Here is an 18,564-nt window from a genome sequence, read left to right as displayed (position 1 = left end):
ACGCGGCGGCAGCACGCAGAATAGTTCGTCTCGTTGAGGATGTTCTCGCCGTTGGGAATCCGAAGTGGAGCATGACCGGCACGTTACTCCTGAACGACTTCGGTCCTCAACGAATCTTGCGAGAATGAGACAAGCTGCCTGAGTGCTATGACAGGTGTTCCCACTTAGCGGGCAAAAGCCGAAGGGCGGAACCGAGTCGCTCTCGGTTCCGCCCTTCGGCATCTGATTCGATCCGGGAAGCTCCCGGGAGCCGGCTCAGTCCAGCAGGTCGTGACGCACGATGGACTGTTCGCGGTCGGGGCCGACGCCGATGACGGACATCCGGCAGCCCGAGAGCTCTTCGAGGGCGAGCACGTACTTCTGCGCGTTCTCCGGCAGGTCCTCGAAGGTGCGCGCCTTCGTGATGTCCTCGGTCCAGCCGTCGAAGTACTCGAAGATCGGCTTCGCATGGTGGAACTCGGTCTGCGACACCGGCATCTCGTCATGACGCTCGCCATCGACCTCGTAGGCCACGCACACGGGGATCCGCTCGATGCCGGTGAGCACGTCGAGCTTGGTCAGCACATAGTCGGTGAAGCCGTTGGTGCGGGCGGCGTAGCGGGCGATGACCGCGTCGTACCAGCCGCAGCGGCGCGGACGCCCGGTGTTGACGCCGAATTCGCCGCCCGCCTTCTGCAGGTATTCGCCCATCTCATCGAACAGCTCGGTCGGGAACGGACCAGCGCCCACACGGGTTGTGTAGGCCTTGACGATGCCGACGACGCGGTTGATGCGGGTCGGGCCGATGCCCGAGCCCACGCAGGATCCACCGGCCGTCGGGTTCGACGAGGTGACGAACGGGTAGGTGCCGTGGTCGACGTCGAGCATGGTCGCCTGGCCACCCTCCATGACGACGACCTCTCCGCGGTCGAGCGCCTCGTTGAGCATGAGCTCGGTCTCGGCGACGTAGGGACGCAGACGTTCGATGAAGGGTTCGAAGTATTCGACGATCTCTTCGACCGACACTGCGCGACGGTTGTAGACCTTGACGAGCAGTTCATTCTTCTGCCGCAGCGACCCTTCGATCTTCTGACGCAGGATGGACTCGTCGAAGACGTCCTGGACGCGGATGCCCAGGCGACCGATCTTGTCCATATAGGCCGGCCCGATGCCGCGGCCGGTGGTGCCGATGGCCCGCTTGCCGAGGAATCGCTCAGTCACCTTGTCCAGGGTCTGGTGGTACGGGGCCACGAGGTGCGCATTCGCCGAGATCCGCAGCTTCGACGTGTCTGCGCCGCGGGATTCGAGGGCGTCGATCTCCTCGAAGAGCGCCTCGAGGTTGACGACGACGCCGTTGCCGATGACCGGGGTGACGTTCGGTGAGAGGATGCCCGCCGGCAGAAGCTTGAGTTCGTACTTCTCTCCTCCGACGACAACCGTGTGGCCGGCGTTGTTCCCACCATTGGGCTTGACCACGTAGTCGACGCTGGTGCCGAGGATATCGGTGGTCTTACCTTTACCTTCGTCGCCCCACTGAGCGCCGACGACAACGATTGCTGGCATGAGAGTGCTTCACCTCAAAGTGAAAAGGGGATGTCATTACTCGCTAAGTCTACTGGGTCACACTGTCGCAGCCGCCATCGGGCGCTTTCCCTCACCGAGGCGGCCGCGGGCAGGAGGCTCCAAGCTTCCGCCCGCGGCCGCACCGAGCACTGAGCACCGAGGTCCGAATCCGGACTCACTCCATGCTCATCCCCTTGGCCGGGACGATCCGCGACATCGACCGAGCCGGAATCGCCGAAGCCAGGAAGGCGGCGAGCACTGCGGCGACACCGATTAAGCCGATCTGTGCCCACGGCACGGACAGCACGGGATTCGCGGCCGCCGGCATGATCGACGCCGTTCCGACCCACCCGAAGAACGTGCCGACCACGCCGCCGACGATGAGCGCGATGACCGTCATGAGCAGCGATTCGATCGTGATCATCCGCGACATCGCCGCCCGAGTGAAACCGAGTGCCCGGAGCAGGGCACCTTCCCGACGCCGGTCCATGACCGACAGCGTGAGCGTATTGCTCACTCCGATGATGGCGATGACCACCGCAGCCGCCAGCAGTCCGAGCACCACTGCCAGGGCGACCTGGAACAGCGAGGAGAACTCAGCCCGGGTCTGCGCCGCAGACGCATCGGCCGAGGCATCCACGGCGTCGAGTTCTGAGGCCAGGGCTTCGATCTGCGAGCTCGATGCGTCATCGGCGATCTTCGCCCAGGTCTGTTCGGCCGCACCACCGCCGGCCGCGGCCTCGATGGACTCCGCATCGGCACCGCTGACCAGTGCCGTCCCCGCGGGGACGGCAAAGGATGTTTCGATCGTGAGATCGATGTCCTGCCCGCCGAGGCGGATCGTCGCGGTCGTGCCGTCGACGTCGGCATCCGCGTCGAGTCCCATCGATTTCGGATCGATGAGGATCGTGCCCTCATCGACGTCGTACCCGTCGCTGCGCAGCACCGGGGAGTCGGCGGCCGCCTCGGCGCTGGCGATCGCCACGTCACCGGAGCCATCGGTCCCACCGGCGCTCACCTTCGCGGTGGGCGCCGGGACGTTCACCCGGTCCTCGACGATGGGCGAGTCATCGAGCACGGACGCGACCTTCGCATCGTCGGCACCGCTGTGACCCGCGGTCGAGACGACGAGGTCGACGGGAGTGTCCTGGGCGGTGGCGAGCTCGAGGGTCCGCTGCAGGCTCGACGAACCGACGACCACGGCCGTGACGAGGGTGATGCCGATGAGCAGCGCGCCCGTCGTCGAGGCGGTGCGTCCTCCCGCAGTGCTCGCCGACCGTCCGGCCAGTTTGACTGCCGGTGAGCGCCGGGTGATGAGGCCGACGATGCGGGCGAACAGGGCCACCAGCGGCGGGACGAAGACCTTCGCACCGATGAGAAGGGCGACGAAGAGTGCGAAGCAGCCGACGATGCCCATGAGCACGGAGTGGCTGCTGGTGCCCAGCAGGCACAGTCCGATTCCGGTGGCGCCGAGCAGAACCGACAGCGTCGTCCGCACCCACCGGACCTTCGGCGTTGCGGGCGGTACGTCGACCGGGCGCAGCGCTTCGATCGGAGAGACCCGTGAGGCGCGGATCGCGGGAACCATCCCAGCGGCGAGGGTGACGAGGATGCCGACGACCGGTCCGACGACGAAGGCCGAAACGGACGGGGAGATCTCAGCGAATTCGGGCACCCACAGCGCACCGACCACCGATGAGAGTCCCCATCCGATGAGGAGGCCGAGTCCGACGCCGATCACGGATCCGACGACGCCGAGGGTCAGGCTCTCGATCACCGAGGCACCACGCACCTGAGTGCGCGAGGCACCGATTGCGCGGAAGAGCGCGAGCACCCGGGTGCGGGAGGCGACGAGGACGTTGAACGTGTTCGAGATGACGAGTGCCGCAACTCCCGCGGCCAGCAGTCCGAAGGCGATGCCGACGGTCGAGAGCATGTCAGAGGTGTTCGACAGCGATTCGATCTGCTCGTCGACAACCTGGTCGACGGTCCGGACCGAAACGCCCTGGTCGGCACCGGCATCGGCGAGCGCGGATTCGACCGCCTCGGCAAGAGCTGAACGATCAGATCCGTCGGCGGCGACGATTCGGATGGAGTCGGGAACGAGTTCACCCGGGGAGGAGGCCAGCCCATCCTCGGTGAGGTAGAGCTTCATCCCCGCCGAGGAGGAACCGGGCATGATGCCCGAGACCGTGAAGTCGGGTCCGTCGACGCTCGATTGCCGCTGCCCGTCGAATTCGCCGAGGGTGATGGTGTCGCCGACGCCGACCCCGAGGGTCTTCGCATCGGCTTCGCGGAGCATGAGTTCGTCATCGGAATCCGGTGCGGAACCGTCGACGGTCTCTGTCTGCCCCTGCGGGAGGTTCGTCGCCGCACCCGTCACCGAGGTGGTGCCGGCACCGACCGCGACGTAGGCGGATTCGGTGAGCTGGGCGTGCTCGACCCCGTCGACGTCGGCCACGGTCTCGGCCGTGGACTTGGTGAGCGGGGGCGCCTCACCGGCCGCGGTCGGGTCATCGGAGGCGGTCGCGGTGATTGCGACGTCGGCTCCGGCCCATTCGGCACGGACCTGATTGCGCAGGGTGTCGCCGAAAGCCTGGGCGAACAGGAGGGCGGCGACGATGAAGGCCACAGACACGGCGATCGCGATCATCGCCGCCGACAGGCGCCCAGTGGCGCTGCGGAGGTTGGACCAAGCGATGCGGATCATCGGGCACCTCTCTCCGGCTGTCCGGCCGCGGTCCCGGATGCGGACGATGGTGCGGCTGAGGAACGTGCCGTGACATTCATCAGGGCGGCGGCCACGGATTCCGGATTCGGTTGGGACAGCTCACCGGCCAGTCGTCCGTCGGCGAGCAGGACGACGCGATCGGCGCGGGCCGCGGCCCGGGGATCGTGAGTGACCATGACGACGGTCTGGCCGAGCTCATCGACCGACGCGCGAAGAATGCCAAGGACCTCTTCACCGGAGTTCGAGTCGAGGTTGCCGGTGGGTTCGTCAGCGACGAGCACATCGGGTTGGGCGACGAGGGCGCGAGCGACGGCGACTCTCTGCTGCTGTCCGCCGGAGAGCTCGTGCGGTCGATGCCCCAGACGTTCGCGCAGGCCGAGCAGGTCGACCATGCGGTCGAAGAGGCGGCGATCGACCTTCTTGCCCGACAGTTCCGACGGCAGCAGGATGTTCTCCTCGGCGCTCATTGCGGGCACGAGGTTGAAGGACTGGAAGACGAAGCCGATGCGGTCGCGACGCAGCGCCGTGAGCTTGCGATCGCTCAGCCGTGAGATCGCCGTCCGTCCGATGAAGACCTCGCCCGAGTCCGGGGTGTCGAGGCCGGCGAGCATGTTGAGCAGCGTCGATTTGCCCGAGCCGGACGGCCCCATGATGGCGGTGAAACGCTCGGCATTGATGTCGATGCTGAGGTCGTCAAGCGGACGGACCTGCGCGTCCCCTTTTCCATAGGTCTTGCGCAGTCCGATGGCTTGGATGGCCAGCCTCGGCGCGGGGTTAGAGGGTGGATCTGAAGGCGCGGACGGGGACGGAAGAGCGTCGGTGTGTGTCGCTGATGTGTTCATGACTCCAGCTTCGTCGCCGGACCCACCCGCCCACATCGGACCAGGGGATGGTCTTTCGCCGAGGCGGCCGTGGCCTGACCGTCATACCTGAGGATGATCTCGGATTCCTGAGGGCGGCTTCGAGAAGCTTCCGGCTCAGTGACCGGGTCCGACGAGACCTGCTTCGTAGGCGAACACGACGGCCTGCACTCGGTCGCGGGCCTCGAGTTTCATGAGGATCCGCCCGACGTAGGTCTTCACGGTCGGCTGGGCCAGATAGAGGCGTTCGCCGATCTCGGTGTTGCTCAGCCCGGTGGCGATGAGGACGAGGACCTCGGTCTCTCGCTGAGTCAGGGACTCCAATCGGCGCACATCTGCCGCATCGAGGCGGCTCGCACCGGCTTGTCCTGTCGCGTCCGCGCCTTCGGGATGTGCGGCCGCACCTCCACCTGTTAGGGGCGCACCGGCGGACGGCACCGCCGGTTGCGGGTCCGAAGGGGAAGGAGATTCCGCGTTGAGGCGGGGAATGAGTCGTGTCTCGAGCAGTCGTTTGGTGGTGGTCGGAGCGATGACGGCGCCGCCGTCGACGACGGTGCGGATCGACTCGAGGAGCACCTCGGGCAGGGTGTCTTTGAGAAGGAACCCTGAGGCACCAGCCTGCAGCGCCCGCAGTGCATAGTCGTCATCGTCGAAAGTCGTCAGCACGATGATCTTCGGCGGACGGATCGTCCCTGCGTCGGCGAGCGCGAGGATCCGCTGGGTCGTTTCGATGCCGTCGACGCGAGGCATCCGGACGTCCATGAGCACGACATCGGGTTCGTCCCGGCTGACGATGTCGAGACCTGCCGCACCGTCGCCTGCCTGTCCGACGACGGTGAGGTCCGGCTGTGAGTCGATGACCATGGCGAAGCCAGCTCGGACGAGAGCCTGGTCGTCGACGAGTACGACGCGAAGCGGCCCGCTTCCCCGAGCCTCGGGCTGACCGTGCGCGGTCGCCTCATCATCGATGTTCATCGGCTGGTCTCCTCGAAGTCGGCGGGCTGGCTCTCACCGGTTTCGACGGGTGCTCCGGTGCCGGCGGTCCTTCCGGATTCGACGGCCGTTCCGGTTTCGGCAGTCCCGTTCTCTCCTCGATCGGTCGAGTCGGGAGAGCCGGTCCCCTCGACGGTGCCGGGTTCGGCTTCGGGCTCAGCGCTGGGCAGGGGTGCGGACAGCGGCAGTCGAGCCTCGACGAGGAATCCTGTCGTCGCTCCGAAGGCGCTTCCGGTGACAGCGCCGGAGGAGAATCCGGGCTTCGCTTCGGCGCGTTCCTCGGATCGGTCGCTCATGCCCGTCGAACGGATCCGGCGGGCGGTGAGGCTGCCGCCGTAGAGCGCGGCGCGCTCCTGCATGCCGACGATGCCGTACCCCCGACTGCCCGATTCCGAGCTGTCGCGGTCGTCCGTGTTTCCGGTGCCGTTGTCGCTGATGCGGGCGACGAGCTCTGTGTCCTCCGCCAGCAGCTCGACATGTGCCCGAGCACCGTCCCCGGCATGTTTGAGCACATTAGTCAGCGCTTCCTGAACGATGCGGTACACGGCCAGCGATGCCCCTTCGGGCAGGCGATCGCGGTCGACGGCATCGAGTTCGCTCACCGAGACCGGAAGCCCTGCCGATCGCACATCGGCCATGAGAGAGCCGATGTCGGAGACTCCGGGCAGCGGCGACGAGGTGCGTTCGTCGTCATCCTCGGCGCGGAGGAAGCCGAGCAGCGATCGCGTCTGCGCCAAGGCTTCCCGTCCGGTCAGTGCGATGGTCTCGAGGGCTCCGAGCGCGACGGACGGATCGGTCTTGGCGGCATAGCGCGCGCCGTCGGCCTGGGCGATGACGACGGAGAGGGAATGAGCGATGACATCGTGCATCTCACGGGCGATGCGCATGCGTTCGGCGTCGGCGGCGAGTCGGGTCTCTGATTCGCGTTCGCGCTCCAGCAGCCGATTGCGCTCCCGGATGCCCTCGATCTCACGGCGGCGGCGGAATCCGACTCCGCCCAGCAGCCACGCGATGAGCACGATTGAGGCACAGAGCGCAATGACGACGACCAGCAGCACGTATTCGCCGGCGGCCAGGGGACGCGAGTTCGCGCCGATCGTCGCCTGCAGGGATACGAGGTAGAGCCACCCGCCGAAGAAGAGTGCGCCGAGGAGGCCCAGTGCCAACACGAGGCGACCCTGGTTCCGGGTGCCCCAGGCCGTCGTCGAATACACGGTGAGCGGAACGGCGACGATCCCGATCGTCGGCCCCATCATCGTGAGCACGGTCAGGAGGCAGCCGACGGCGATGAGGGAGGAACTCAGCAGCGGGGCCGTGCGGCGCAGGCACAGCGGTGCTGTCTGGAGGATGGCGATACCGACCTGCACGAACACCGGAACCAGGGCTATCTCGCTTCGCTCGGCCTGGGAGGAGGTGAAGACGATGGTCAGATAGGTCAGCGGCAGAGCCCAGAGCACGGTGTCGACGATCCAGGGGCGGGCGGCGACGAACCGACGGATGCGGTCGACGCGGTCGGGGGTGCGCTGCTGCGGCTTCGGCGGTCCGGCCGCAGCCCGGGTGGATCGATTGCTCATGTCGGCCATGCTAGTTCGCCTTCGATTGAGCCCACATCATACTCAGGGCTGATCCGACGACCGTGCCTGCTGCGGCGCTCAGCCGTGACACCTCGCTCGTCCCGGAGCGCTGGCCGCTCCGACTTCCGTGCCTGCTGAGGTGCTCAGCCGCGTCTCCCCCGCTCGGCGAGGATCTGCTCGCGGAGGATGTCCGCGTGCCCGCAGTGTTGGGCGAGTTCGCGGAGGACGTGGAGGAGCACCCATCGGAGCGGCATCGGCCCAGCCCGGTGACCGGTGAGCACGGTGTCGAGGACCATCCCCTCGATCGCGGAATGCGAGCGATCCACGGCGGCCCGATAGTCGGCCGAAACGCTGGCGATCGTGTCCGTGGAGTCGAGGAGGAAGGAGTCCTTGGAATCGTGCGGAAGCCCGTAGTCGACTCGACTCCGGCCGGTGACCGCCTCTCCGAACCAGACGGTTTCGACGAAGACGGCGTGCTTGAGCAGAGACAGCAGGCGGGTTCTGCTCGGCACGAGGGACCGCCGCGCCTCCTCTTCGCTCAGGTCGTCGAGGCTCCCGAGCAAATGCCGTCGATGTTCGTCGATGAACGCTGTGAACTGCACGCCGAGGTCGGCCTCACGCACATCAAAAGGTCTGGTCGTCGGACTGCCGCCGTCGGCACCTGCACCTGTCATGGACCCAGCTTAGAGCCGCCTCGGCGGGGGTGGACCGAACCGAACGACGACTCGCCCGAAATCGCAGGCGATCAGCATCCTTGTCCGCCACGTCCCCCACCCCTATGCTGAAGTGACCCACGTACACCGTCGTTCGGGCAGGAGCCTTGGCGTTGTCGCCGGAGCCGTCGACTTCAGGGCATCACCGCTCAGAGGAGGTCGCTCATGTCCACCACGTCAATGCATCCGGCCACGAGTGCTTCGCAGAACCAGCCCGAGAACCAGTCTCAGTCCCCAGCGCTGCCCTACGCCCGCCGCCGCGATCAGCTCGTCGGCTCCGTCATCGACGCCTCCACCACGGTGCTCGCCCAATATCACCACGACATCGTCAAGTTCGGCATGGGGGCGCCCGCGCCGGACATGCTGCCGGCCGCGGACTTCGCCCGCATCGCCGCGCAAGTCTTCTCACCGGAGAACTTCACATACGGTGAGACGAAGGGCGAACCCATCCTCATCGAAGCCCTCCACGACTACCTCGCCGCCACCGAGCAGATCCCGCCCGAACAGCAGGGGAACCGCGACCGCCTCCTCATCACCTCCGGAGGCATGCAGGGTCTCGACCTCGGGTTCAAACTCTTCGTCACCCCCGGTGACCTCGTCGCCTGTGAGTCGCCGACCTATACGAACGGTTCGGCGACGGCCATGAGCTATGAGGCGGAGATCCTCGAGATCCCCGTCGACGAAGACGGCATGCAGATCGACGTCCTGGAAGAGCACACGAACCGCACCGGGCGCGCGCCGAAGGTCATCTACACCGTCCCGACCTTCCAGAACCCGGCCGGAGTGACGATGTCGCTGCCGCGTCGCGAGCGCCTGCTCGAGTTCGCCCACCGCCACCGGTCGGTGATCATCGAGGACAATCCGTACGGAATGCTCCGCTTCGAAGGTCAGTCCCTGCCGGCGCTGAGCGACCTCAGCCCGAACGATCCCCTCATCTTCGGGGTACGCACGTTCTCGAAATTCGTCGCCCCGGGTCTGCGGGTCGGCTGGATCGACGTCGATCCCGAGGTCCGCGAGCTCGCCGTCAATGCCAAACAGACGATGGACTCCTGCGCCCCCGTTCCCAACCAACACCTCATCGCCCAGTGGCTGGCCGAAGGCGGCGCCGACTCCCATGTCGAGGCCCTGCGCACGGCCTACCGCGAGCGGAAGATTGCGATGTCAGAAGGACTGGAGAGGCTCTTCCCCGGAGAGATCCGAGCCACCGATCCCGACGGCGGATTCTTCCTGTGGGTGACCTTCGAAGACGAATCCATCAACACCGAAGACCTCCTGACCACCGCACTCGAGGAGGGTGTGGCCTACATCCCTGGTCCCGCGTTCTCGCCGGCCGGGAACTTCTCGAATGCGCTGCGCCTGTGCTTCGCCTCGGCGGCTCCAGACCGCATCGACGATGGCCTGCAGCGCCTCCGCCTTGCCGTCGACCGCTACCGCGCAGAGCGCTGATCACCAGGACGACACCTTCGCCGAGGCGGCCCCGACCTCGCTCGACCACGACGTCCGAGCGCTCCCGCACCGACGGCCCCGCCTCGGCCGAACAGGCGGGCGCGGCCGCCCGTTCGGCGACCGTTTTCAGACCTCGCCGAGGCGGCCGATCCATTGGATGAGGAGCTGAGTCTCCGTTTCGCCCAGGATGTCCGGATTCGCCGCAGCACGTTCGATGACAGCATGACCCAGACGACCGTCGCCCGGTTCGCTCTGTCCTGTTCCGGTGATGGCGGCGAGGACGCCTTCGCGGACGCCTGCTGAAAGTTCGGGATCGTTCCTGCCTTGAATGATCAGCCGCAGGGTGACGCCGATATTCGTGGCGAGCACATGAGCTGCCGCCTGCTCGTGGCCGACGACGAGCCGTCCGACCTGTTCCGCTTTGAGCGTCAGACCGCGCAGAATCTCGCTCGGCTTCGACTGTGCCTCGGGTGAATAGCCGGGTCTGACCTTGCCGTACATGAGGGTGTAGAAACCCGGATTCTCCAGTCCGAAGGCGACGTGAGCATCCCAGCCCAGACGCAGATCCTGAATCGGGTCGCCACTGGATTCGGTCGAGGATTTGGCCGACAGATACATGTCGAAGCCACGCTCGACGACGGCCTCGATCAGCCCCTGCTTATTGCCGAAGAAATGGTACAGAGTGGGCATCTTGACCCCCGCCGCGTCGCAGACCGCGCGCAGAGAGAAGTCCTCTCCTGGCGCCGCGGCAATGAGGTCGGCGGCCGCTTCGAGCAGACGGGTCCGTGTATCCGTTTCCTCAACTTCTGTCATATCGCTATATTATAGTGTACCGTCGATATAGTCCGATGTAACAACGATACGGAGGTTGAAACCATGACCGAACAGACTCTGCAAGGCAAGACCATCCTCATCGCAGGAGGCGGGAAGAACCTCGGCGGACTCATTGCTCGACAGACCGCCGCGGCCGGAGCCGATATCGCCGTCCACTACAACTCGGAATCAACGCGCCCGGAGGCCGAAGAGACACTCGCGGCCGTCGAGGCCAGCGGATCGAAGGGCGTTCTGCTCACCGGAGATCTCACCAAGCCCGCCAACGTCGAGAGGCTCTTCGACGATGCCGTCTCTGCGCTGGGGCCCATCGATATCGCGGTGAACACGACTGGCAAGGTTCTGCGCAAGCCCATTGCGGAGACTACCGAGGACGAGTACGACGCGATGTTCGACATCAACGCGAAGGCCGCTTACTTCTTCATCAAGGAAGCAGGCAGACACCTTGCCGACAATGGGAAGATCGTCACCATCGTCACTGCCCTGCTCGCCGCGTTCACCGACGGCTATTCGACCTATGCCGGCGGCAAGAGTCCGGTCGAGCACTTCACCCGAGCCGCAGCGAAGGAATATGCCGACCGCGGCATCTCCGTCACCGCCATCGCACCCGGGCCCATGGACACTCCGTTCTTCTACGGTCAGGAGACTCCGGAACGAGTGGAGTTCCACAAATCGCAGGGCATGGGCAACCGTCTGACCCGGATCGAGGACATCGCACCGATCGTGCGATTCCTCGCCACGGAAGGCAGCTGGATCACCGGCCAGACGATCTTCGCCAACGGCGGCTACACCACTCGCTGAGGCAGACCCGACACTTCCGTCCCCTGAGCACCCCATCCAGCAACCACCTCTCAAAACCACAGGAGCACACATGTCAGATCTGCAGATTCCCGAACCCGTCGCCGGCTTCATCGACACCGTCAACGCTCACGATGACCAGGGTTTCCTCGACGCATTCACCTCTGACGGCGTCGTGGATGACTGGGGCCGCGAGTTCCAGGGCCGAGAGGCCATCAAGGCGTGGAGCGACAAGGAGTTCATCGGCGCAACCGGCATCCTCACGCCAGAGGAGGTCACCGTCGACGGAAACGACGTCATCGTCGTCGGCGATTGGCGTTCGACGCATGCCAACGGCCGGTCATCGTTCGCCTTCATCATCGACGGCGACAAACTGAGCCGGATGACGATCCGCGAAGGCTGAGGCTCGGCGAGCGCTGATACCCCAGCGGGGACCGTCGGATGCCGACCATCCGACGGCCCTTTCGCTATGGTCCAGTGGCACAATATCGGTGTCGCGACTGCGCGGCACGGCGGTGGGGCTCGCCGTTCGCTTTCGCGGCACCATCACCGAGGTGGACCGCCAGGCTACACGGCGGTTGCCACATTCCCGTCTGCCTGTGCGCGTTGGGGAGCACTGTCACCGCCGGCTGCCCGGGGAAGTCCATTCACAACGGCACCGTATTCGGCTGCGATTCGGCGAACAACCTCAGCGGCGGATTGGAGCTCCGTCACCAAACCTGCTGTCTGACCCGCTTCGACCTTCCCGGTCTCGACCTCACCGTCTTTTGCCGAATGCCGAAGCACGGTGGACGCGAAGACTTCCCGCCGGTTGTCCACCGACGCCCCTGCATTCTCAAGATCCAGCATCCGTTCGGTGAATTGATTGCGCAGAGCGCGAATCGGATTGAGTTCGCGTCCGACGAGAACTGCGTCCTCGGCTTCCGCATTGAGTACCCTGTCCTGGTACGCCGGGTGCACGTTCGCCTCTGGGGTAGCGATGAATCGAGTGCCGAATTGTGCTCCGGCAGCTCCCAACGACAGCGCAGCAGCGAGCGAGTGACCATCGGTGAACCCTCCGGACGCTACAACCGGGATCTCAGGGAACTCTCGCGCGATGAGACGGGTGAGCACGAGACTAGTCACTCCGTGCTCGGGCGGATGGCCGCCTGCCTCCGCACCGACGACGACCAAACCATCGACTCCGGCTCCGACGGCTTTGGCCGCGTGTGGGAGGCTCGTGACGACGTGAAGCCAAACAGTCCCGACCTCGTGGAGAGCGCCGAGGTACTTTTTCGGCCCGCCTTGCGAGGCGATGATCACCGGCGGCGCTTGGTCGATGAGGTGAGCCATCACCTCATCGACTCCTTTGCGGTAGAGGGGCATGTTGACAGCCCATGGTCGGTCCGTACCGGCCCACATGCGCGTGAGGCACTCATCGAGGTCGGGCAGCCGCATCGGACCGGCAGCGACAACTCCCAAACCACCGGCTCCGGAGACTGCCAGGGGGAGTTCGGCACAGGAGCTCACCCAGGACATTCCTGCCTGGACGATGGGCAGGTCCGTACCGACGAGACGGGTTAGGGGTGTGTCGATGCGCATTTCAGATCGCCGCCATCTCTTCGAGATACTTCTGTGCTTGTCGGCCCAAACCCCCGCGTTGGACCTTCGAACTGGCCGTCATGCCCAGTTCCTCGAAGTCCTCCATGAAGCGGACGTACTTGGGTACTTTGAATCCAGCCACACGTTCGCGCAACCATGCTACTAATGCCGCTTCTTCCAACGAATGTCCCTGGGACAGGGAGATGAATGCGAACGGCACTTCGATGAGGCGCGGGTCCGGCACTCCCACCACCACAGCTTGCCGTACTGCAGGATGATGAAGCAGTTCCTCTTCGATCTCAACGGGCGAAACGTTTTCACCGCCCACGCGGAACATCTCCTTGAGCCGACCGACGAAAGTCAGTCGCCCGTCCTCGTCCAAGATGCCGAGATCCCCCGTGCGCAGCCACCCATCAGAAGTGCAGGCGTTGCGTGTGGCTTGAGGATTGTTCAGATACCCGCTCATGACGTTCCAACCGCGCACCTGAATTTCTCCCTTACACCCGGTCGGCGCCTGCTCGGTGGCAGCATCGTCCCAGATCCGCACCTCAACTCCAGGCTGCGGAAGCATCGCCGAGGCAAGCCGCACGTGCTCGGGCTCCCACCACGCTGACTGAGCGACGTTCGGTGAGGCCTCTGACTGACCGTACCCAGCGACAACCTCGCTGGCACCGAGTTCTTCGGCCACTCGCTTGAGCACCGCGGCAGAAGCCGCGACCCAAGCGCCCCGCAAGACAAGATTTCGTCGCGGTCGATCCGGGTGGTCGAGGAGCATGAGCGCGATTGTGTCGTTGCCGGAGAAGTGAGTACACCGCTCCCGTTCGAGGATACCGAGCGCGGGACCTGCAGAGAACCGTTCCATAGTCACCAACGTCGCCATCGACTGTGCACTGCTGAGCACGGAAAGCGTGCTGCCTGCGACATGGAAGAAAGGGCGGACTGAATGGAACCTGTCGCCGGCCCGCAGTCCCATTCTCACGGCCGAGAAGTGCGCGTCGGCGCACATTCCCCTGTGAGTCAGAAGGACTCCCTTCGGACGAGCGGTAGTCCCCGACGTGTACTGGATAAGTGAGATGCTCGCCGGGCTGACGACAGCGGCATCATCGCCAGCGATTCCGTCCGCTCCATCGGTTGCGTCACCTTCCACGACCACCTCCTCTGGGCGACTGCCGACAGAGGTATCGGAGAACTCGGACCAGCGAGTCCAACCCGCTTCGATCTCTGTCGCGGAGTCATCTTCGAGGACGACAATTGACGCCAAGTAGGGCAATTCGAGGTGCGGCAGCTCTGAATCCGGTCCTGGTCCGATGGTGCGAATCGTGGAGAGGAAATCGTTCGAGAGCACGCGTGGAGCAGTGATGAGGAATGACGCCTGCGAGTCATTGAGCACATAGGCCAGATCGCTTGAACGGTACCGCGTGTTGACCGCAACGACCACCGCACCGATGCCCGTAATCGCGTAGAACAGCTCCACCCAGCGCGGACCGTTGCCAACGCACAGCGCCACATGGTCTCCTGCACGAACACCCATTCGACGCAATACCACAGCGGCGGAATCAGCTCTGCGTTTGAGCTCTGCATAGGTGACACGGTCATCGCCGCACACGACGGCTTCGAGGTCCGGGACAGTGGCCGCTGCTCGAGCAAGCACCGCGGAGGTAGTCAGAGGACAGGCGTCTACCGGCACCTCGGTGCGGTCGAAGGGATCGGTGTCAAACGTATCCGTGACGTCATTCAGAGCAGTCACTTACGCACCTCCGTGGTGGTTGTGTCATTACGGGCTGCAAAGTCTGCGAGGCCCTTCTTCCACTCGCCCTGGGCGAGATTCGTCTCGATCGCGCGCAGTTCGATGTCGAGGCCTTGGTCAAGGCTGACTTCGCTTCCCGCATCAATGGCATTCTTCGTCAGTTGCACTGCGGAGGTCGGCGCTTCCGCAATCGTCTTTGCCGTTTGCAGCACGAAGTCCCACCCGTCCTCGCAGTTGATCACCTTTTGCACAAGCCCCAGGTCGACAGCATCGGCGGCATCCACGACCGAATTGGTAAAGAGAAGTTCCTTGGCCTTTCGGACCCCGACCACGCGTTGCAGTCGCTGAGTGGCGCCGATCGTGCCCCAGTGAACTTCGGGGTAACGGAAGCTGACGTCATCCTGCGCGTAGGCGAAGTCGCAGGAAAGTGCGATCTCGCCTCCAGAACCGACAACGGCTCCCTGCAGATAGGCCATGACCGGAACACGGCAGCGCACGATTGCACGGTATGCCGCAAACGAGGCAAGCCGCCGTTGTCGAATCCATGCAGAGTCCTTGTCCTGTCGTTCTTTGAGGTCGGCACCGGCGCAGAACGTGGGCCCGTTAGCACCGATCACCACAACACCCGGCGGTTCGGAGTCGATGGCCCCGAAGGTATCGATGAGGTCAAGGCAGAGTTCGAGGTTGACGGCGTTCCGGGCCTCAGGACGGTTGAGCATGACAATGAGGACGTCGCCGAGGCGTTCGGTCGTCAGCGTGTTCCGCGGGCTCGGCGCCGGTCCAGCAACGGCTGCTGTGTTCGTCGTCAGCGACTGGCTCATGCCTGCCCCTCCGCTCCGGCAGTTTCGGCTGCGCCACCCGCGTGCATGGCCCCGACAGGCTTGAAGGCTCCCAACACTTCCTCGTTATCGGCTCCCAGGAGTGGAGGAGCAGAGATCGTCGGGTCCTCATATCCGTGGAATTTCACTGGGGTGCGCAGCGCACTGAACCTGCCGACTGTGGGATGCTCGAAGGTACCGACCATTCCGCGTTCCTGTGTCTGTCGTGCGTTCAGGGCCTCTTTGACAGAGCGGACTTCGCCCGCGGGGATGCCAATTTCGCCGAGAGCGGCAACCAGCTCGCCTCGGGTCCACGAGGAGATGGCTTCGGACAGCGCCTGAGTCACTTCCTCACGACGGTTGACTCGGCCGGCGTTCTCAGCCAGTTCCGCGTCTCGCGCAAGCTCGTCGAGACCGAGAACGTTGCAAAGAAGCGGCCAGTGTTGGTCGCTGCCGCTGATCTGCACCCACCCATCTCGGCATTCGAATGCTGCAGAGGGCACCCGACCGAGGTGCGCGGTACCGGTCCGCGCGGGATCTTCGTCGAGAGCGAACGTCCGAGCGGCAGCGAGCGCGAGCAGGCTAGTCTGGACGTCCATCATCGCAATATCGATGAAGGTGCCGATTCCGTGAGTGCCACGCCCGACAAGCCCGGTGAGGATCGCGATCGCTACCCACAGTCCACTTGTCATGTCGGCCACTGGAATGCCTGCCTTCGACGGCCCTGACTCGGGCTCGCCTGTCAGGTGCATAACTCCCGACAGAGCTTGGAACACTGTGTCGTAGCCTTTTCGGTTGCGTTCAGGACCCGTCTGCCCGAAGCCGCTGGCGGCGACGTAGATGAGTCTTTCATTGAGTTCATGCAGACGTTCCCAGCCAAGTTCGTAGCGATCCATGGTGCCTGGGACAAAGTTCTCGACGACGACGTCGACCTCAGTGACAAGGCGTTCGACGATGCGTCTGTCGTCATCGCTTTTGAGATCTAACGTGACGGACTTCTTGCCGCGATTGAAAGCGAAGAAGTAGGCGCTCTGGTCTCCGACTCTCGGTTCGAAAGATCGAGTCTCGTCGCCCTTCCCAGGACGCTCGACCTTGATCACTTCGGCACCCATGTCAGAAAGGATCTGAGTGGCCATCGGCGCGGCCAGGACGCGCGAGAAGTCGAGAATGCGGATTCCATCCAGCGGTTTGGTCATTTCAGCTCCTGAACGATCGCATAAGCGCATTGAGGTCCTGCCCTGCATCCATCGCCGCTGCCGTCGGAAGATCGGCAACCCGGTAGTACAGAGATTTGATGGCGCTTAACGCCCTAGACGAACGTCCGGCCCAACTGGTCGCAATCTCCTGTGCACGAGCGACCTCGGCGCCGGTCTCAACGACCTCGTTTGCCAGCCCGAGTTCTGACATCTCATTCGCGCCGAGCATACGACCAGTCGAGATCAACTCGAACCCGAGCTTGCGCCCCAGGTGCCGCTGCAGACCTGTCATCACGAGCGCAGGAACAATGTCATGCTTGATCTCGGGGTACCCGAACGACACGTCATCGGAGACGACGATCATGTCGCATGCCAGAGCCAGTCCAGCGCCTCCGCCCACCGCATGGCCCTTCACCGCAGCGACCACAGGCACCGAGAGGCTGGTCGGCAGCGACTGCAGCTCAGCGGTGAGCGCCGCTCGGGCAACCACGCGTTCGGCGTGATCCGGGGTGAGTTCCGTGAACTCACTCAGGTCAGCGCCTGCGCAGAAGCCGCGCCCAGCTCCGGCGAGGACAACTGCCCGTATCTCAGGTTCACTATCGCAGTCGAGCAGGGCATCTCGGAGGGCTGTTGTCAGTTCTGTGTTGAGCGCGTTGCGCTTGTCCGGGCGGTTGAGAGTTATGGTCCTGACTCCTCCTTCGGAGTCCGTGACGATGAGTGTGTCACTGGTCATACTGCGTCAGCCTTTCTCAGGATTGAGTTCGACAGCCCCGCTTTGGACGTCTTACTTAGGAGCGTGCGGCCGAGCACTCTTTCACATTCGGCAGAGGCCTCCATTAGTGCGTCGAGGTCAACACCCGTATCCACCCCAAGCGAGTCGAAGAGATTGACCGTGTCTTCGGTAGCCACATTGCCCGTCGACCCGGAACCGTAGTTGATCTTGTTCGGGTGCCCCCCGACACCGCCCATTGCGGAGTCGAAGCTACGGCAGCCTCCTTCATAGGCAGCCATAACATTCGCGATGCCGAGGCCACGCGTATCGTGGAAGTGAGCGACGACGGTAAGTTCAGGGAAAGCTGGGACCAGCTCCGCGAAGAGACTCTTGGCACCTGCCGGGTCCGCCAGACCGGTCGTATCCCCGATGGTCACATAGGCGGCACCCAGGTCACGGAAGCGAGCCACATCATCGATGACTCTCTGCGGGTCGACCGTTCCTTCAAATGGGCAACCGAAGGCAACCGAGACAACGCCTACCAGTGTGAAACTCCCTGCGGCAAGTTCAGCCATCTGCTCGACTTTCTGCCATTGTTCTGCTCGAGTCGCACGGAGATTGACCTGCGAATGCGAGTCGCTGGCAGAGGTGAGCAGGCTGATTTCCTCGGCTCCGTACCCGGACGCTGCGTCAGCCACAGCGCGCTGGACGGCCTTCTGATTTGGGCACGTGGCTTTGAAGGCGACGCCTTTGCTCCGCGGCAGCGCTTTCAGCAGGTCACTGGCGTCGGTAAATGCTGGCACTTGCTTCGGGTGGCTGTAACTGGTGGCTTCAATGCGCCGGAACCCGGCAGCAGTGAAAGATTTGAGCACAACAAGCTTCTGTGATGTCGGCACGAAAGCACTTTCGTGCTGCAGACCATCTCGGGCGAAGCACTCGTTGATGCTCACTCTGTCGTTCATTCTGGTGATTCTCCTTTGTCGTTGCTGCAGACTATCGCATAACTGTTGACCTAATCAACA

16 protein-coding genes are annotated in these 18,564 nt (G+C 64.3%); 3 read left to right on the top strand and 13 right to left on the bottom strand.

What is annotated here, in order from left to right; translation table 11 throughout:
* Positions 1-255: 255 nt before the first annotated feature.
* The 6 genes from SB749_RS08090 to SB749_RS08065 all read right to left on the bottom strand — a co-directional run bounded on the left by SB749_RS08090 (position 256) and on the right by SB749_RS08065 (position 8,374).
* On the bottom strand, positions 256-1,542 hold the full coding sequence (locus tag SB749_RS08090; RefSeq protein ID WP_410709884.1) for an adenylosuccinate synthase: 1,287 nt from the start codon (positions 1,540-1,542) through the stop codon (positions 256-258).
* A gap of 175 nt (positions 1,543-1,717) precedes the next feature.
* Complete coding sequence (locus SB749_RS08085) at positions 1,718-4,252, bottom strand: ABC transporter permease (RefSeq protein ID WP_410709883.1); 2,535 nt, start codon at positions 4,250-4,252, stop codon at positions 1,718-1,720.
* Positions 4,249-5,115 carry an ABC transporter ATP-binding protein gene (locus SB749_RS08080; RefSeq protein ID WP_410709882.1) on the bottom strand — a complete coding sequence of 289 codons (867 nt, stop codon included), beginning with the start codon at positions 5,113-5,115 and terminating at the stop codon, positions 4,249-4,251. The genes SB749_RS08085 and SB749_RS08080 overlap by 4 nt, the downstream gene beginning before the upstream one ends.
* A 135-nt stretch (positions 5,116-5,250) precedes the next feature.
* Entirely contained in the window at positions 5,251-6,108 is an 858-nt protein-coding gene (locus tag SB749_RS08075) for a response regulator (RefSeq protein WP_410709881.1), read from the bottom strand.
* Positions 6,105-7,700 carry a sensor histidine kinase gene (locus tag SB749_RS08070; RefSeq protein WP_410709880.1) on the bottom strand — a complete coding sequence of 532 codons (1,596 nt, stop codon included), beginning with the start codon at positions 7,698-7,700 and terminating at the stop codon, positions 6,105-6,107. The genes SB749_RS08075 and SB749_RS08070 overlap by 4 nt, the downstream gene beginning before the upstream one ends.
* A gap of 143 nt (positions 7,701-7,843) precedes the next feature.
* Positions 7,844-8,374 carry a DinB family protein gene (locus SB749_RS08065; protein WP_410709879.1) on the bottom strand — a complete coding sequence of 177 codons (531 nt, stop codon included), beginning with the start codon at positions 8,372-8,374 and terminating at the stop codon, positions 7,844-7,846.
* Between the two features lie 204 nt (positions 8,375-8,578).
* Between SB749_RS08065 and SB749_RS08060 the strand changes: the two genes are divergently transcribed.
* Entirely contained in the window at positions 8,579-9,859 is a 1,281-nt protein-coding gene (locus SB749_RS08060; RefSeq protein WP_410709878.1) for a PLP-dependent aminotransferase family protein, read from the top strand.
* Between the two features lie 126 nt (positions 9,860-9,985).
* Here SB749_RS08060 and SB749_RS08055 read toward each other — a convergent pair whose 3' ends face one another.
* Positions 9,986-10,672 (bottom strand): TetR/AcrR family transcriptional regulator, encoded by a 687-nt coding sequence (locus SB749_RS08055; RefSeq protein WP_410709877.1) that lies wholly within the window; start codon positions 10,670-10,672, stop codon positions 9,986-9,988.
* Between the two features lie 63 nt (positions 10,673-10,735).
* On the opposite strand from SB749_RS08055, the gene SB749_RS08050 reads away from it, so the two are divergent.
* Positions 10,736-11,491: an SDR family oxidoreductase gene (locus SB749_RS08050; RefSeq protein ID WP_410709876.1), complete on the top strand. Its 756-nt coding sequence runs from the start codon at positions 10,736-10,738 to the stop codon at positions 11,489-11,491.
* 70 nt (positions 11,492-11,561) lie between these two features.
* Positions 11,562-11,891 carry a nuclear transport factor 2 family protein gene (locus SB749_RS08045; protein WP_139469895.1) on the top strand — a complete coding sequence of 110 codons (330 nt, stop codon included), beginning with the start codon at positions 11,562-11,564 and terminating at the stop codon, positions 11,889-11,891.
* A gap of 164 nt (positions 11,892-12,055) precedes the next feature.
* Here the strand turns inward: SB749_RS08045 and SB749_RS08040 are convergent, their stop codons facing one another.
* The 6 genes from SB749_RS08040 to SB749_RS08015 are packed head-to-tail and all read right to left on the bottom strand — an operon-like array spanning position 12,056 to position 18,504.
* Entirely contained in the window at positions 12,056-13,069 is a 1,014-nt protein-coding gene (locus tag SB749_RS08040; protein WP_410709875.1) for an NAD(P)H-dependent flavin oxidoreductase, read from the bottom strand.
* Position 13,070: 1 nt separating this feature from the next.
* Entirely contained in the window at positions 13,071-14,816 is a 1,746-nt protein-coding gene (locus SB749_RS08035) for a class I adenylate-forming enzyme family protein (RefSeq protein WP_410709874.1), read from the bottom strand.
* Entirely contained in the window at positions 14,813-15,637 is an 825-nt protein-coding gene (locus SB749_RS08030) for an enoyl-CoA hydratase/isomerase family protein (protein WP_410709873.1), read from the bottom strand. The genes SB749_RS08035 and SB749_RS08030 overlap by 4 nt, the downstream gene beginning before the upstream one ends.
* Positions 15,634-16,830 carry a CaiB/BaiF CoA transferase family protein gene (locus SB749_RS08025; protein WP_410709872.1) on the bottom strand — a complete coding sequence of 399 codons (1,197 nt, stop codon included), beginning with the start codon at positions 16,828-16,830 and terminating at the stop codon, positions 15,634-15,636. Before SB749_RS08025 ends, SB749_RS08030 begins: the two co-directional genes overlap by 4 nt.
* A 1-nt stretch (position 16,831) precedes the next feature.
* Positions 16,832-17,563: an enoyl-CoA hydratase/isomerase family protein gene (locus SB749_RS08020; RefSeq protein WP_410709871.1), complete on the bottom strand. Its 732-nt coding sequence runs from the start codon at positions 17,561-17,563 to the stop codon at positions 16,832-16,834.
* Complete coding sequence (locus SB749_RS08015; RefSeq protein WP_410709870.1) at positions 17,560-18,504, bottom strand: hydroxymethylglutaryl-CoA lyase; 945 nt, start codon at positions 18,502-18,504, stop codon at positions 17,560-17,562. The genes SB749_RS08020 and SB749_RS08015 overlap by 4 nt, the downstream gene beginning before the upstream one ends.
* Positions 18,505-18,564 lie beyond the last annotated feature (60 nt).

Source organism: Brevibacterium sp. SIMBA_078, from assembly GCF_046534565.1.
Taxonomy (GTDB): domain Bacteria; phylum Actinomycetota; class Actinomycetes; order Actinomycetales; family Brevibacteriaceae; genus Brevibacterium.
Note: the sequence above shows the minus strand (reverse complement) of the source record. Positions and strands in the feature narration are given on the sequence as shown.